Consider the following 14,625-nt stretch of genomic DNA (forward strand, 5'->3'; position numbering starts at 1 on the left):
ATTCTAAATTTTATTTAAATGAACGCCAACGAAAATTTAATTGCTAAATTCTATACCGCTTTTGCAAATGCCGATGCTAAAACAATGAGTGAATGTTATCATCCAAAAGTGCATTTTATTGATCCTGCTTTTGGTTTACTAAAAGAAGAACAGGTTTCTAACATGTGGGAAATGTTGATTTTAAAAAGCAAAGGCAATATAAAAATTGAGTTTTCAGATATTAAAGCAGACGAATTTACAGGTTCTGCAAGATGGGTTGCTACTTATAACTTCAGCAAAACAAATCGTAAAGTAATCAATAAAATTTCAGCTGAATTTATTTTTCAGGATGGCTTAATTATTAAACATACTGATAATTTTGATGTATGGAAATGGTCCAAACAAGCCTTTGGTATTACAGGTTATTTATTGGGCTGGACAGGTTTTTTTCAAGGAAAAATTCAGAAGCAAGCCATATTGTCGCTTAAAAAGTTTCAGGAATCAAAATAATTTTCATAAATTGAAGATTCAAAATTTCTGATTAATTAAATATATTTCCGCCCTTATAAAATATCTGCCTTATTTAAGATTTATTTTAGTTGCTTTTTATTATTGAATTAATCGTTTTTAATTTTCAATACTCATGAAAGAAATTGTACACAAAAAATTAAATCAATTACAGGCAACAGCAATTTGCGGAAACGATATTAGTTCTTCTTGTTTATATGTCTCGGCACTAACCATTTTATATGCAGGCCAATATGCCTGGATTTCTTTATTAATTGTTGCTGTCGTTTTATTCTTATTCAGAAAAATTTATGGAGAAGTTGTTGGTGCAATTCCGTTAAACGGAGGAGCATACAATGTTTTATTAAATACTTCTACCAAACGCCTTGCCTCTCTTGCTGCCACTTTAACTGTTTTGTCCTACATGGCGACGGCTGTGATTTCAGCGTCTGAAGGAATGCATTACCTACACGGAATTTTCGAAGGCTTAAATGTTACCATTGCAACCGTAATTGTCCTGATATTATTTACCGGACTTGCCATTTTGGGAATTGGAGAATCAGCATTTGTTGCCGTCATTATTTTTCTAACCCATCTTGCAACTTTAAGTCTGCTTGTTCTAGCGTCATTATGGTTTCTATTAAATAATGGTCTGGAAACATTTCATGTCAATTGGCAAACTCCAATTGCTTCCGGAAATATAAAAACAGCACTTTTTCTGGGATTTTCTGCAGCCATGCTCGGAATTTCAGGTTTCGAAAGTTCTGCCAATTTTGTTGAAGAACAAGAACATGGCGTTTTTCCAAAAACACTTCGAAACATGTGGGCAATTGTTAGCTTTTTCAATCCCGTCATTGCCATACTATTAATAAGTGTAATTCCGTTGACCGAAGTTGGCGAAAACAAAGAATCGCTTCTCGCTCATCTCGGGCAAACTACCGGTGGATGGTGGCTGGCTTGGTTAATTTCTATTGATGCCGTTTTAGTTTTATGCGGTGCCGTTTTAACATCATTTGTTGGTGTTTCGGGATTATTAAACCGAATGACCTTAGACCGAATTCTCCCAAATTTCTTTCTGAAACAAAATAAAAGAGGTTCACATTATAGAATTGTAATTAGCTTTCTAGTTCTTTGTATATCAGTATTATTTGCAACAAGTGGTCATCTAGAATCACTCGCAGGTGTTTATACTTTCTCTTTTTTGGCGGTAATGGCCTTATTCGGCATTGGGAATTTATTATTAAAATTCAAACGCCAAAAATTACCAAGGCCAGAGCGTGCGCGTGGTATCGCCGTTGTAACTGCAGTACTTTTTATTATTGCTGCTTTTATCGGAAACATGAAGCTGAATATCAATGCCTTTTATACCTTTTTGCAATACATGATTCCGTCTTTAATTTTTATCGGAATTATGCTTAACCGCGTAATGCTCATCAAACTTTTAATCGAAGCCTTAGAATATTTCTATCAGCCGCTACGGAGAATGGTAATTATCAGTAACCGATATTTGCAAAAAATGAGTGTCGAAATTAATTCCCAGGAATTTGTCTTTTTTACCAAAGGCGATGATATTGCAATCCTGAACAAAGTATTGCAATATGTTGAAAATAATGAAACAACCAAAAAACTAAAAATAGTTCACATCAAAAGTGACGACGCAAACAACGAAGCTTTAAAGAAAGATTTAGAAGTTTTAGATCGCGCTTACGACGATATTGATATTGAATTCCTTGAAATAAAAGGTGTTTTCGGTCCTGATATTATAGATGAACTTTCTGAAAAATGGAAGATCCCAAAAAACTTCATGTTCATCGGTTCACCTGGAAATAAATTTTCATACCGCGTTTCCGACTTAGGCGGAGTTCGTTTAATCATGTAGGATCTGATTTTTTTAGGAGCAGATGTTTCTGTTTTTTCAAGACGACCAGTCCCGCTTTCGCCTATATCTTTGTTCGTTCCTCTCAAAGGATACCGGCTCTATCGGGGCTAGATTAGAAATTAAATTTTCAAAAGGAGCAAGAAATACAAACCCCGATAAGCTTTAAAAACTAATCGGGGTTATATTTTATAAAATCTATTGTCTCAACAGCTTTGTGAACTTTGTGTTTTATATTCATTAACTATATAAAAAAACCTTAGTGCATTTTGTGGTTAAAAAATCCAATATTAAGATTTAAACCAACCAGCAACTAATTCATCTTCAAATGAAGTAACGTTCTTATGAACAAATTCATTTGTTTTATTATTATAAGCATAATCTAACGCCCAGGTTTCGTGATTCTTAGCCAGATCTTTAATGCTCTCGCAAACATAGGCGATTTCGTTATCTGTGGTAGTCGGGTGAATAGACATTCTGATCCATCCCGGTTTTTTGATTAAATCGCCAATCGTGATTTCGTTAACAAGTTTGTTCGAAGTTTCCTGATCAACATGCAATAAAAAGTGGCCGTAAGTCCCGGCACAACTACATCCGCCACGTGTTTGAATTCCGAATTTATCATTTAATAATTTTACTCCTAGATTAAAATGTAGGTTTTCAATAAAGAAAGAAACCACTCCTAAACGATTTTTATGTTGACCTGCCAGAATTTTAATATTCTCAACTGGTTCCAAAGTTTCAAAAACATAATCAACGATTTCGTGCTCACGTTGGAGAATGTTCTCAATTCCCATTTCTTCCTTCAACTCAATTGCTAAGGCCGTTTTAATAACCTGTAAAAATCCGGGAGTTCCCCCATCTTCACGATCCTCAATATTGTCAACATATTTATGTTCACCCCAAGGATTTGTCCAGCTTACTGTTCCACCTCCAGGACAATCCGGAATCATATTATTGTATAATTTTTTATTAAAAATCAAAACACCAGAAGTTCCTGGACCACCCAAGAATTTATGAGGCGAAAAGAAAACAGCATCCAAATACGCTTCCGGATCTGAAGGATGCATATCAATTTTTACGTAAGGTCCTGAACAGGCAAAATCTACAAAACAAACCCCATTGTGTTCGTGCATCAATTTTGCGGCTTCATGAAAAGGAGTTTTCAAGCCCGTAACATTTGAACAGGAAGTAATCGAGGCAATTTTTATTGTTCTATTATTATATTTCTCTAATAATTCAGCTAAATTTTCAAGACTAAAAAGTCCTTTTTCGCATGACGGAATAATTTCAACATCAGCAATAGTCTCTAACCAAGAAGTTTGATTCGAATGATGTTCCATATGCGAAATAAAAACAACGGGTTTTTTTTCAGCAGGAACATTAATAAAGTCTTTTAGGTTTTCAGGAATTTTTAATCCCAAAATACGTTGAAATTTATTAATAACACCTGTCATTCCCGTTCCATCTGTAATTAAAACATCGTCCTGATTTGCATTAGCATGACGTTTTATGATATTTCTGGCATGATGATACGCTTTTGTCATGGCAGTACCTGACACAGTAGTTTCCGTATGTGTATTCGCTACAAAAGGTCCGAAATCATTAAGAAGTTTCTCCTCAATTGGTCGGTATAATCTTCCGCTGGCAGTCCAATCTGTATAAATAATCTGTTTTTTTCCGTACGGAGACGTAAATTCCTGATTAATTCCAACGATATTTTTACGAAAATCCTGAAAATAAGTTTCTAAAGTGATGGTATTATTTTTGCTATCCATTAGTATGCCTGAGTTTGATGCAAATATAATGGCTTTTTTGCAAAATTGCGAATTTATCAATTGTAAACTTCAAACATTCAATAACTGATTAGTATATTTAACTAAAATGTGATTTTTTTAGCAAATTATCATAATATTCTATCGGATTAATAGGGCATGTAAAACTTAACAATACTATTCTATGGGAAATTTATCAGTAGCTACTTTTGGTGGTGGATGTTTTTGGTGTATTGAAGCTGTAATTCAGCGTTTAAATGGTGTAGAATCTTTAAAATCAGGTTATTCAGGAGGTTTTATTAAAAATCCTCCCTATCGTGAAGTTTGTACGGGCAGAACCGGCCATGCCGAAGTCATACAAGTTACTTTCAACCCTGACATAATTTCATATCATGACTTGATTTTTATATTCATGACAAGTCACGATCCAACAACATTAAATCGTCAGGGAGCTGATGTAGGAACGCAATACCGTTCTGTCGTTTTATATCATGATGCAGAACAAAAAGCAATAACGGAACAGGTTTTTGAAGAAGTAAAATCTTTTTATGACGATCCTATTGTAACAGAGTTGACAGCTTTTGAAGTTTTTTATGAAGCCGAAGATGATCATCAAAACTATTACAACAACAATCAGGATGCGCGTTATTGTCAAATCGTAATCGATCCGAAAGTACAGAAATTAAAAAAAATGTATGCAGATCGATTAATTGACTAATTAAAAGTTTTGCCACAGATTAAAAAATTAGATCTCTTAATCTGTGGCATAAAAAATACCACAATGAAAAATTTAAAAGTAAATAATAGATTTACAGCAGAATTACCAGCAGATACAGATGAAACCAATGAGATTCGTCAGGTAAAAAACGCACTGTTTTCCTATGTAAATCCAACAAAGCCTTCAAATCCAACTTTAATTCATGCTTCACAAGATGTAGCAGAAATGGTTGGAATAACAGCTGATGAAATTCAGTCGGAAGCATTTTTAAATACTTTTTCAGGAAAAGAAATTCTTCCTGAAACACGTTCGTATGCTATGTGTTATGCAGGGCATCAATTTGGGAATTGGGCAGGACAATTGGGCGACGGCCGCGCTATTAATTTAACCGAAGTTGAACACAATAACGTCTTTTTTACCCTGCAATTAAAAGGTGCAGGAAAAACACCTTATTCAAGAACTGCAGATGGTTTGGCTGTTTTACGTTCTTCAATAAGGGAGTATTTATGTGCTGAAGCTATGCATCATTTAGGTGTACCCACTACCCGATCACTTTCGCTTATACTGTCTGGTGATCAGGTATTGAGAGATGTTTTATACAATGGAAATCCGGCTTACGAAAAAGGAGCTATTGTTTGTCGTGTAGCGCCATCTTTCATACGTTTTGGAAGTTTTGAAATACTTACTGCACGAAACGAACTAAAAAATCTAAAAGAGTTTGTTGAGTATACAATCAAACATTACTTTTCTGAAATTAAAGGAGAACCAAAAGAACAATATATACAGTTCTTTAAAACCGTTGCGGACACAACCCGTAAGATGATTGTGGATTGGCAACGTGTTGGTTTTGTTCATGGTGTTATGAATACGGACAATATGTCGATTCACGGTTTAACGATTGATTACGGTCCCTATGGCTGGTTGGAAAACTATGATCCTAATTGGACTCCAAACACGACGGACAGTCAAAATAGACGTTACCGATTCGGAAATCAACCTCAGGTGGCACAATGGAATTTGTATCAGCTAGCTAATGCACTTTATCCTTTAGTTAATGAAGCAGAGCCATTAGAAAAGATATTAGAATCCTTTATAAATGATTTTGAATCTGATTATAAAGAAATGTTTTTAAGTAAAATAGGATTGTTTACTTCAACTGAAGCTGACGGTAAGTTAATTGAAGGTTTAGAAGCGGTTCTACAATTATCTGAAACAGATATGACAATCTTTTTCAGAAGTTTAAGTAAAGTTATAGAAGCCGATTCAGGTGAAAGTGCGATTGAAAAAATTCAGGATTCTTTCTATTTACCAGAAGAAATTAAAGGAGATATTTTAGATTCCTGGAAAAAATGGCTTACTGTTTATCTTCAAAGATTAAATCAGGAAGAACTTTCAGATGAAGATCGTACTGAAAAAATGAATCAAATTAATCCGAAATATGTGTTGCGAAATTATATGGCGCAATTGGCAATTGATGACGCAGACAAAGGGGATTATTCTCTAGTAAATGAATTGTACTTATTACTACAAAAACCTTATGATGAACAACCTCAATCAGAAAAATGGTTTGCAAAGCGACCTGATTGGGCACGCTCAAAAGTAGGCTGTTCTATGCTTTCTTGTAGTTCTTAATTTTTTTTGCCACAGATTAAAAGATTTCAATGATTAAATCCTGTAATCTGTGGCATTTTTTTATTTAGAAGTAATATAATCGACAATCATACTGGCGTGAACGCGGGAGTTTTCTATAAACCATTTGTGTGTCTGCATTCCGCCGCAAACTACTCCGGCCAAAAATAAGCCTTTCACATTTGTTTCCATTGTTTCTGGGTTGTAGACCGGTATTTTTAATTCATCTTCAGAAAGTTGAATTCCCATTTTTTTCAGAAAAGTCAAATCTGGTTTGTATCCTGTCAAAGCTAAAACAAAGTCGTTTTCAATTGTTACTTTTCCATTTGGTGTTTGAATTTCGACTTCATTATCTTTAATTTCAGTTATATTCGATTCAAAGAAAGCTTTAATACTTCCTTCGGCAATACGGTTTTCTATATCTGGTTTTACCCAATATTTAACCCTGTTGTTGATTTCATTTTTACGAATAACCATAGTTACGTTCGCCCCTTTTCTCCAGCATTCAAGAGCTGCATCCACTGAAGAATTATTGGCACCAACAATCAAAACATTTCTGAAAGCATATTCATGTGCTTCTTTGTAATAATGACGCACTTTTGATAACTCCTCACCTTTTACGTTCATTTCAATCGGAATATCATAAAAGCCTGTTGCAATTACTACGTTTTTAGCTTTATATAAATTCTTATCAGAAACAATCTTAAAAATTGAGTTTTCTTGTTTTTGAACACTAATCACTTTTTCAAATAAATGAATCGAAAAATTAAAATAGCGGTGAATATTTCGATAGTATTCCAAAGCTTCCTGACGACCCGGTTTTGGAGCCAGACAGTTAAAAGGAATACCTCCAATTTCTAATCTTTCAGCTGTTGAGAAGAAAGTCATGTATAATGGATAATTGAAAATACTATTTACAATCGCACCTTTTTCTATAATTAAATAACGTAAATTTTTCTTTTGAGCTTCAATTGCACAAGCCAGTCCTATCGGACCGCCTCCGACAATTATCAAATCATATTCTGCCATAGACTTATTATTTTTCCCAGGATTTAAAAGGATTTTTGCTCAAATAGGCGTTGTAGTAACGTTCATCATTTGTAACTTCTTCTCCAAGCCAGTCTGGTTTCTCAAAAGATTCGGTTTCTGATTCCAGTTCAATTTCAGCCATGATCAGGCCTTCATTTTCACCGTAAAATTCATCTACTTCAAAAACATGTTTTCCTGCTTTTATTTCAAAACGTGTTTTTTCAATTTTTCCCTTTTCGCATAATTTTAGTAATTCCTGCGCTTCATCAAGCGGAATTTCATTTTCCCATTCAAATCGGGACATACCACCGTGATGACCAATACCCTTAATAGTAAGAAAGCCTTTTTTTCCTTTAATTCTAACGCGCACGGTCCGCTCTGGAAGAGAGCTTAAATAACCTTGCGCAATTTGATTTTGAGCAAAAGCCTGTTCTTTAAAATCACTTGATTTTACAAGAAACTTTCTTTCAATTTCTATCATTTTAATAGTGTAATTAATTTAATGCAAGTTACTCAATTAAATCCAGTTTTTAAATGGAGATCTCTTTCCTGCCTGATAAATCGATGTTAACATAATATACTTGTAACCAGAACAATAACAAATAATTAACGGGGCAATGCGATGTTCTGTATTTATTTATTAGTTAATTTTGATAGGGATTTAATCTCACTCTTAAGTCCGATCGATAACTTCAATATTCATTCAAAAACTTATGATCATGGATATATCTTGTATAGTAATCCCTTTATTAACAGGGCTAATCTTTGGAATTTTAGGTTATTTTTTAGGAAAGAAAGTGTCATCAAAATCGGAACATTCCCTTGCCTCCTCTTTGCAATCAGATTTAGATGCTTGTAAAACACATGCAAAAAGTTTGACTGTAAGAATTTCATCTTTAGAAGCAGATTTAGCAGAAAAGAAAGCAAAACCAAGCAAAAAGAAACCAGCTACACCCCAGATAACACCAACTTTTCTGTTTGATACCGCTTTGGCCAAAACGATTTTTGGCAAAAAAGTAAAAGAAAACGACCTAAAAATTGTAGAGGGAATTGGACCAAAAATTGAAGCTTTGTTCAATGCTGCCGGAATAACAACCTGGCACGATTTGTCTGAAACATCTACCGAAAAATTACAGACAATTTTAGATGCCGGTGGAGAAAATTATGCTATACATAATCCAAGTACCTGGGCAAAACAAGCACTGATGGCTTATGAAGGTAAATGGCAGGAACTCAAAGACTGGCAAGCCGGACTACGTGGTGGAAAAGAGTAAGAAATGGGTTCAAAGGCTCAGAGTTGCAAAGGAACAGAGATTTTTTCTCTTTGTTACGCTTAACTCTATTTGATACTTTGTATTTTTTCTAAAAGATCAGAATTCCAGCCTTTAGTTGTGTTGTACCATAATTGCCCTTTTGAAACTTCAAGTGGACAATCAAAATTGTTTGTATAAAGCGCTCCTGTGCCCAAGCCCTGTGGCATTTTTGAATTTAAAGTAAAAGTCCATTGTGCGATGGCATTAAGTCCAATATTGCTTTCTAAGGCAGAGGTAATCCACCAGCCAATATTATATTTATCTGCTAAATCAATCCATTCTTGTGTTCCTCTAAATCCGCCAACAAAACTCGGCTTCAGAATAATATATTGTGGTTGGATTTTTTGTAGCAATGCTTCTTTTTCCTTCAATGAAAATACGCCTATTAATTCTTCATCCAATGCAATCGGAAAAGGTGTTGTTTTACATAATTCAGCCATAACTGAAACGTTGCCTTTCTTTATTGGTTGTTCAATACTATGTAATTGAAATACTTTTAATTGATTTAGTTTATCTAAAGCTTCATTCAAAGTAAAAGCACCATTGGCATCAACCCTGATTTCGATTTCTTCTGCTGAAAAATGACTTCTTATAAATTGTAATAATTCCAGCTCCTTTTGAAAATCTATAGCGCCAATTTTTAGTTTTATACAGTCAAAACCTTGTGCTAATTTCTCTTCAATTTGCTCCTTCATAAAAGAAGCTTCTCCCATCCAAACCAAGCCATTAATCATAATGGATTTAGAACTATTGGTAAAATCGGAAGGAAATAAGAGAAAAGGATTTTCGCTTTTTAACGATAAAAAAGCCATTTCGATTCCAAATTGTATAGACGGAAATTCTAATAAAGCTTCCCAAAGTGCCTCTTCTCCTAAATGGATATTTTCGCAGGTCCAATTGAGTTTTTCTTCATAATCATCGCGATCATCAGTACTTAGCCCTCGCAAAATGCCACACTCGCCTATTCCTTTTTTACCATTTTCTTCAAGAACAATAAACCAGGTTTCTTTTTCGGTCATAACACCTCTGGAAGTTCCGGAAGGACGTTTAAACTCGAGCATGTATTTATGATAAGTCGCTTTCATATTGTCGTTTTTCACCATATAAGTGATATAAGAAAATTTAAGATTGGCCTTATAGATTGATAAATTAAAAGAAAAAATATAAGCTGAGTGTTTAACGCACTATAAAATGAACTTATATCACTTATATGGTGAAAACCTTTTAATTATAAAGCTTTAATACTTTTTCGAAGTCTTTTGATGGTAATCCTGCTTTTTGAAAAAGTTCAAAGTCTTTTTTTGTTTTGTCTTTCCAGCTCAAACTGTCGGTTACGTTTTGAGTTTGGTATTTTTTATAAATTACTTTTGCTTCGCTATAATCATCACTAACCAAATAAACGTGGGCTAAATTTAGTTTTACTAATAGCTCAGTATCGTCTAATTTTTCACCTTCTTTAAGAAACTTAATTGCTTTTGCATATTGCTTAGTCAAAATATAGCAATATCCAATAAAACCATAATCAATGGCAGTGGCTTTTCCGTCATTGATTATGGTATTCAGCTTCCGAATTGCTTCATTGTATTTTTGAAGCTTGATTAAAGTCGAGGCCTGAACTCTTAAGTCATTATAAACGTTTTTAGAAATGTCAGCATCCTTATAACAAGCATTTCCAAAATCTTTATATACTTTGTTTTTTTCGATTGGCAGTAGTTTTTGAAATTCTGTGTAACGGTATTGTTTTATAATTTTATCTAAAATACAAACACAAAAATCATCAGAATTGGCCATTTTTTGTGCCATTGTTGATGTTTTGCATAGACTGATAATTTCGTTTTTGTTATCCTGATTCCAGCCACGGTTTAATTTGGTGTCAACCCAAGGCACAACTTCTAAAACAATTTTTTGATTTAAAAGCCAGTTTTTACTGTGAAAACCAAACCAAATTGTACTGATATTTTGGCCCAAACAAGAAGATTTGTCCAATGATAAGCGTTTTGCATCCTTGCTTACTTCGTTTACTTGTGCGTAGCAAGATTTGTCTGTTTTTCCATCATCGATGTATTTTTTTGCATTTTCTTCTGAAGTAAAAAGCGCATAAGTACAATTGTCGTCACCGGAAATCTTTGACATTAAAAAAACTGCTCCTGCAGAGCCTTGGCTAATTCCTGTTGGGTCTGGAATCGCTTTCAATACTGAAACCAAACTGTTTGCCATTTGCTGGTTTTCGTCTAAAAGTGTAATTCGGTATACAATTTCTGTGGTTCCTACAGGAAGATCTTCTGTTTTTAAAGTGATTCGGTCACGGGCAGAAACGATAATTTCTTTGGTAGTGGCGCGTTCTTTGTCCCAATAACCTTCTTTTTGAGCAAAAGTGTTGTATGAAATTGTAATTAAAAGAAATAAAATTATTTTTTTGAAATTCATCATCATAATTTTTGATACAAATAATTAGTTTACGTTTAATATGTTTTCTGTAAATTTCAGCCACTCCTGATCAGGTATCGATTTATCAATATAATAATCAGGTTGAATTCCTTTTCCATCAATTTGCATGCCTGGAATTCTTAAACTTTTTGAAAGTGAGTATCCAAGCTTTAAATCCTTACACGGAAAATCAATAAAATACATATTCGAAATATCCAGAACACCTTCTGTCGTAGTGCCAAAAAGCTTTACTTTTTTGCTTTGTTTTGCGGTCAGTAAAAATTGTTCGGTTGTACTCCCATTATTTTCATTAATAATTATCGCTACATTTTTTGGATAAACATAAATTGAATCTAGTCGCTGTTCATCAACAGCTTTTTCATTAAGGTTTATGAATTTACCCATATTTGCATTTAATTTTTCTAATCCCATTTTAGCCCAGTCCTTTTCTTCATCTGACCAATCCGGATCTGCCATAAAATCTTCCATTCTTTTATTGTTTTGAACAGTCGACAAGAACTCAACACCAACTGTTCTTATAGGATTTGTATATAAATACGGGATTATTTTTTGAAAAGTGGCATCAGATCCTCCGCCGTTATTTCTTAAATCAATTATTAAGTTTTCTTTGGAAAGAATCAATTTATTATTGGCAAGAAGTATACTATCAACAACTTTCTTATTAGAATAATTGAATGAAGGAATTCTTAACAAAACACTTCTACTTGATATTTCTTTAATAAAAGGCCTTTGGGCTGTTAACGACTCTACATAAGTTGTAATATCTGAGTTATCTTCAAAATTATTCGGAAAAACTCTTTTCAGTGAAATAAATCCAACTTTTAAGAAATTATTTCCAATTAATTTTACGTCATTAAATTTTTGAGATGAAAAGTCTCCCATAAAATATACAGCACTGTATGTTTTATCTAAGTTTCCCTTAATCTTAAATTTCACTTGATATTGTGACCATTTTGTGCCTTTTGCATCTAAAACATAACCAATAAATTCATCATTTACTTTTGCAACACCAATTGTATAAGGAGGTGAAGACCAAATTCCTTCAAATGTTGGCTGAGTATTTTTTGATGTTTTGCTTTTTAATTCTTCCTCCGTTATTTGAAGTCTCTCCCAGTTTTTAGCAGGTTCAGTTTTAGTTTGTGAAGCTGTCTTATTTACGTAATCCTGATTTATTTCTAATGATAAATGGGCAGGCCTGAAAAAATGAAGCCAGTCCAAAAGGATGGTTCTGCATTCTTTAAGGTCGTTTATCTTTTTGACTTTTTTAGCAAAAAGAGCACTATGATTTTGATATTCGATCAATCCTTTCTGATCAATTACATATTGAAAACCGGCATCATTTTCTTCAAAATTTTTCTTTAACCAATTAAAATTATCTTCACAGGAACATTTTTGTGCATAGGTGTTATAAGATATTACAATTAAAAGAGTAAGTGCTAATTTTTTTAAATTCATTATAACAACTTGTTTTAGGATTGATAAAGTAAGTAGATGAGAAATTTTAAATTTAATAGTATTCTGATAGCTTTTATTTCGTTTATTCAATGATCTGCAACATCTTTTTCTTTTGAAAATGATTGCCCTAGCCCCGATAGAAGCGATATCCTTTTGTGGTGGGGTTCACCACAAAAGATATAGCGGATAGCGGGATTAGCTCCTGAAAATTATTACAATTCAATAGATTCACCTATTTCCAAAAGCATTAAATCTTTTCCTTTATCGAAAAATTTACGGATTGACTCTTCGTGATTGATTTCGATGTAACCAAAAGTATCAAAATGATAACCCAAAATTTTATCACATTCCAGAAAATCAGAAGCGATAATAGCATCTTCAACATCCATGGTGAAATTATTTCCGATTGGAAGAATCGCTAAATCAAGTTTAGTTCGCATCGGAATCAGTTTCATATCCATTGTAAGTGCTGTATCTCCGGCTATGTAAATGTTTTTATGCTCGCTTTCAATTACAAAACCACCAGGATTTCCTCCGTAACTTCCGTCGGGAAAGGAACTTGAGTGAATTGCGTTTACATATTTTACTTTTCCAAAATCAAATTTCCAGCTTCCACCGTGATTCATTGGATGTGCGTTATGGCCTAATTTAGCATAATAGCTTGTTATTTCTGCATTAGAAACAATAACAGCGTTTGTACGATTAGCAATAGCTTCGACATCTAAAACGTGATCACCATGTGCATGTGTAAGCAAGATATAATCTGCTTTTAATGTATTTATATCAATTGACGCAGCCTGAGGATTTCCAGTAATAAAAGGGTCGACAATAATATGTTTTCCTCCAACTTCTATACCTAAAGAAGCGTGTCCGTAGAATGTAATTTTCATTTTTATAAAATTTAGAGTTGAACCTTGATTTTATCTTCCGCCCATGAATAGATTAACAAAAATGTCTGAAATCAATGAGATCATACAAACTGTTAATAACAAAGAAAGCAAGAAGGTACTTAATGCCAATTTTTTTAATTCCGGATCTAAAAGCTTAGGATCTTGGTTTTTATAAACGGTAATTAAATGTTTAGTTAAAGGAATGTAAGCTAATAAAAATAAATATTGATCGAAACGATAATCGCTTAAAATAGCAAAAACAACTACCAAAATCATTGCTGTAACAATTAATGAAAAATGATAAATTTTGGCTTTTGCACCGCCCATTTGGACTACAATAGTGTTTTTACCAGATTTTCTGTCTGATTCTTCATCACGCATATTATTGAGGTTTAAAACACCAACGCTCAATAATCCGATAGAAATTGCTGGTAAAATTAAAAGTGGATCTACTTCTTTTGAATATAAAAAGTTAACACCCAAAGTACTTACTAATCCGAAGAAGATGAAAACAAAAACATCTCCAAAACCTCTATATCCGTAAGCTGAATTTCCTACTGTATAACGAATTGCTGAAACAATCGCAGCAATTCCCAACAATAAAAAGAAGATCGAATATCCAAAATTAGACTCACCAAAAGCAAAGTAAATCAATACAATTGCAGACAGCAAAGTTAGTGCTGAAGTAATTATTATGGCTTTTTTCATAGCCTGAGGCGTAATCACACCGCTCTGAATAGCACGTTGTGGTCCTACTCTATCAGCGTTATCTGTACCTTTTACACCATCTCCGTAATCATTTGCAAAATTGGATAAAACCTGTAAACCAAGCGTTGTTAGAAGTGCAAAACCAAAAATTTTCCAGCTAAAAACTTCAGTTGGTGTATTAATAGTCGCGGTTGGGTTTGATAAGGCATATATACTTCCTACTATAATTCCGGAAACTGATAAAGGCAATGTGCGCAGTCTGGCGGCTTCAATCCAATGTTTCATTCTATTTTGTTTA

13 protein-coding genes are annotated in these 14,625 nt (G+C 33.6%); 5 read left to right on the forward strand and 8 right to left on the reverse strand.

Features of this window, described 5'->3' with window-relative positions; translation table 11 throughout:
* The first annotated feature begins 18 nt into the window (after positions 1-18).
* On the forward strand, positions 19-489 hold the full coding sequence (locus AC3ITQ_RS16630; RefSeq protein ID WP_489235262.1) for a nuclear transport factor 2 family protein: 471 nt from the start codon (positions 19-21) through the stop codon (positions 487-489).
* Between the two features lie 133 nt (positions 490-622).
* Complete coding sequence (locus tag AC3ITQ_RS16635; RefSeq protein WP_489235263.1) at positions 623-2,365, forward strand: APC family permease; 1,743 nt, start codon at positions 623-625, stop codon at positions 2,363-2,365.
* A gap of 287 nt (positions 2,366-2,652) precedes the next feature.
* Here the strand turns inward: AC3ITQ_RS16635 and AC3ITQ_RS16640 are convergent, their stop codons facing one another.
* A complete protein-coding gene (locus AC3ITQ_RS16640; protein ID WP_489235264.1) occupies positions 2,653-4,140 on the reverse strand; it encodes an aminotransferase class V-fold PLP-dependent enzyme in 1,488 nt (495 codons plus the stop codon).
* A 181-nt stretch (positions 4,141-4,321) separates the two neighbouring features.
* Here AC3ITQ_RS16640 and msrA point away from each other — a divergent pair, with 181 nt between their 5' ends.
* Together msrA and AC3ITQ_RS16650 are read left to right on the forward strand one after the other, a co-directional pair.
* Positions 4,322-4,855: a peptide-methionine (S)-S-oxide reductase MsrA gene (gene msrA, locus AC3ITQ_RS16645; RefSeq protein ID WP_489235265.1), complete on the forward strand. Its 534-nt coding sequence runs from the start codon at positions 4,322-4,324 to the stop codon at positions 4,853-4,855.
* A 63-nt stretch (positions 4,856-4,918) separates the two neighbouring features.
* Positions 4,919-6,487 carry a protein adenylyltransferase SelO gene (locus AC3ITQ_RS16650; RefSeq protein ID WP_489235266.1) on the forward strand — a complete coding sequence of 523 codons (1,569 nt, stop codon included), beginning with the start codon at positions 4,919-4,921 and terminating at the stop codon, positions 6,485-6,487.
* A gap of 60 nt (positions 6,488-6,547) precedes the next feature.
* Here AC3ITQ_RS16650 and AC3ITQ_RS16655 read toward each other — a convergent pair whose 3' ends face one another.
* Together AC3ITQ_RS16655 and AC3ITQ_RS16660 are read right to left on the reverse strand one after the other, a co-directional pair.
* Complete coding sequence (locus AC3ITQ_RS16655) at positions 6,548-7,513, reverse strand: YpdA family putative bacillithiol disulfide reductase (RefSeq protein ID WP_489235267.1); 966 nt, start codon at positions 7,511-7,513, stop codon at positions 6,548-6,550.
* Positions 7,514-7,520: 7 nt separating this feature from the next.
* Complete coding sequence (locus AC3ITQ_RS16660; protein WP_489235268.1) at positions 7,521-7,994, reverse strand: CYTH domain-containing protein; 474 nt, start codon at positions 7,992-7,994, stop codon at positions 7,521-7,523.
* Between the two features lie 238 nt (positions 7,995-8,232).
* Between AC3ITQ_RS16660 and AC3ITQ_RS16665 the strand changes: the two genes are divergently transcribed.
* A complete protein-coding gene (locus AC3ITQ_RS16665) occupies positions 8,233-8,787 on the forward strand; it encodes a hypothetical protein (protein ID WP_489235269.1) in 555 nt (184 codons plus the stop codon).
* A 65-nt stretch (positions 8,788-8,852) separates the two neighbouring features.
* On the opposite strand, the gene AC3ITQ_RS16670 is transcribed toward AC3ITQ_RS16665, so the two are convergent.
* The 5 genes from AC3ITQ_RS16670 to menA all read right to left on the reverse strand — a co-directional run bounded on the left by AC3ITQ_RS16670 (position 8,853) and on the right by menA (position 14,612).
* Entirely contained in the window at positions 8,853-9,911 is a 1,059-nt protein-coding gene (locus AC3ITQ_RS16670) for an o-succinylbenzoate synthase (RefSeq protein WP_489238947.1), read from the reverse strand.
* A 139-nt stretch (positions 9,912-10,050) separates the two neighbouring features.
* Entirely contained in the window at positions 10,051-11,253 is a 1,203-nt protein-coding gene (locus AC3ITQ_RS16675; RefSeq protein ID WP_489235270.1) for a tetratricopeptide repeat protein, read from the reverse strand.
* 24 nt (positions 11,254-11,277) lie between these two features.
* Entirely contained in the window at positions 11,278-12,729 is a 1,452-nt protein-coding gene (locus tag AC3ITQ_RS16680) for a S41 family peptidase (protein WP_489235271.1), read from the reverse strand.
* Positions 12,730-12,941: 212 nt separating this feature from the next.
* Positions 12,942-13,619, reverse strand: coding sequence for a metal-dependent hydrolase (locus tag AC3ITQ_RS16685; RefSeq protein WP_489235272.1), 678 nt, complete (start codon positions 13,617-13,619; stop codon positions 12,942-12,944).
* Positions 13,620-13,649: 30 nt separating this feature from the next.
* Positions 13,650-14,612 carry a 1,4-dihydroxy-2-naphthoate octaprenyltransferase gene (gene menA, locus AC3ITQ_RS16690; RefSeq protein WP_489235273.1) on the reverse strand — a complete coding sequence of 321 codons (963 nt, stop codon included), beginning with the start codon at positions 14,610-14,612 and terminating at the stop codon, positions 13,650-13,652.
* Positions 14,613-14,625: the final 13 nt, after the last annotated feature.

This window comes from Flavobacterium sp. KH_001, assembly GCF_057840745.1.

Excerpts from the sequence above, each read along its gene's own strand:
- AC3ITQ_RS16655 (WP_489235267.1), bottom strand. The coding sequence starts at position 7,513 with ATGGCAGAATATGATTTGATAATTGTCGGAGGCGGTCCGATAGGACTG.
- AC3ITQ_RS16640 (WP_489235264.1), bottom strand. The coding sequence starts at position 4,140 with ATGGATAGCAAAAATAATACCATCACTTTAGAAACTTATTTTCAGGAT.
- AC3ITQ_RS16635 (WP_489235263.1), top strand. The coding sequence starts at position 623 with ATGAAAGAAATTGTACACAAAAAATTAAATCAATTACAGGCAACAGCA.
- AC3ITQ_RS16630 (WP_489235262.1), top strand. The coding sequence starts at position 19 with ATGAACGCCAACGAAAATTTAATTGCTAAATTCTATACCGCTTTTGCA.
- AC3ITQ_RS16675 (WP_489235270.1), bottom strand. The coding sequence starts at position 11,253 with ATGAATTTCAAAAAAATAATTTTATTTCTTTTAATTACAATTTCATAC.
- AC3ITQ_RS16680 (WP_489235271.1), bottom strand. The coding sequence starts at position 12,729 with ATGAATTTAAAAAAATTAGCACTTACTCTTTTAATTGTAATATCTTAT.
- AC3ITQ_RS16665 (WP_489235269.1), top strand. The coding sequence starts at position 8,233 with ATGGATATATCTTGTATAGTAATCCCTTTATTAACAGGGCTAATCTTT.
- AC3ITQ_RS16650 (WP_489235266.1), top strand. The coding sequence starts at position 4,919 with ATGAAAAATTTAAAAGTAAATAATAGATTTACAGCAGAATTACCAGCA.
- AC3ITQ_RS16685 (WP_489235272.1), bottom strand. The coding sequence starts at position 13,619 with ATGAAAATTACATTCTACGGACACGCTTCTTTAGGTATAGAAGTTGGA.
- AC3ITQ_RS16670 (WP_489238947.1), bottom strand. The coding sequence starts at position 9,911 with ATGAAAGCGACTTATCATAAATACATGCTCGAGTTTAAACGTCCTTCC.
- menA (WP_489235273.1), bottom strand. The coding sequence starts at position 14,612 with ATGAAACATTGGATTGAAGCCGCCAGACTGCGCACATTGCCTTTATCA.
- AC3ITQ_RS16660 (WP_489235268.1), bottom strand. The coding sequence starts at position 7,994 with ATGATAGAAATTGAAAGAAAGTTTCTTGTAAAATCAAGTGATTTTAAA.
- msrA (WP_489235265.1), top strand. The coding sequence starts at position 4,322 with ATGGGAAATTTATCAGTAGCTACTTTTGGTGGTGGATGTTTTTGGTGT.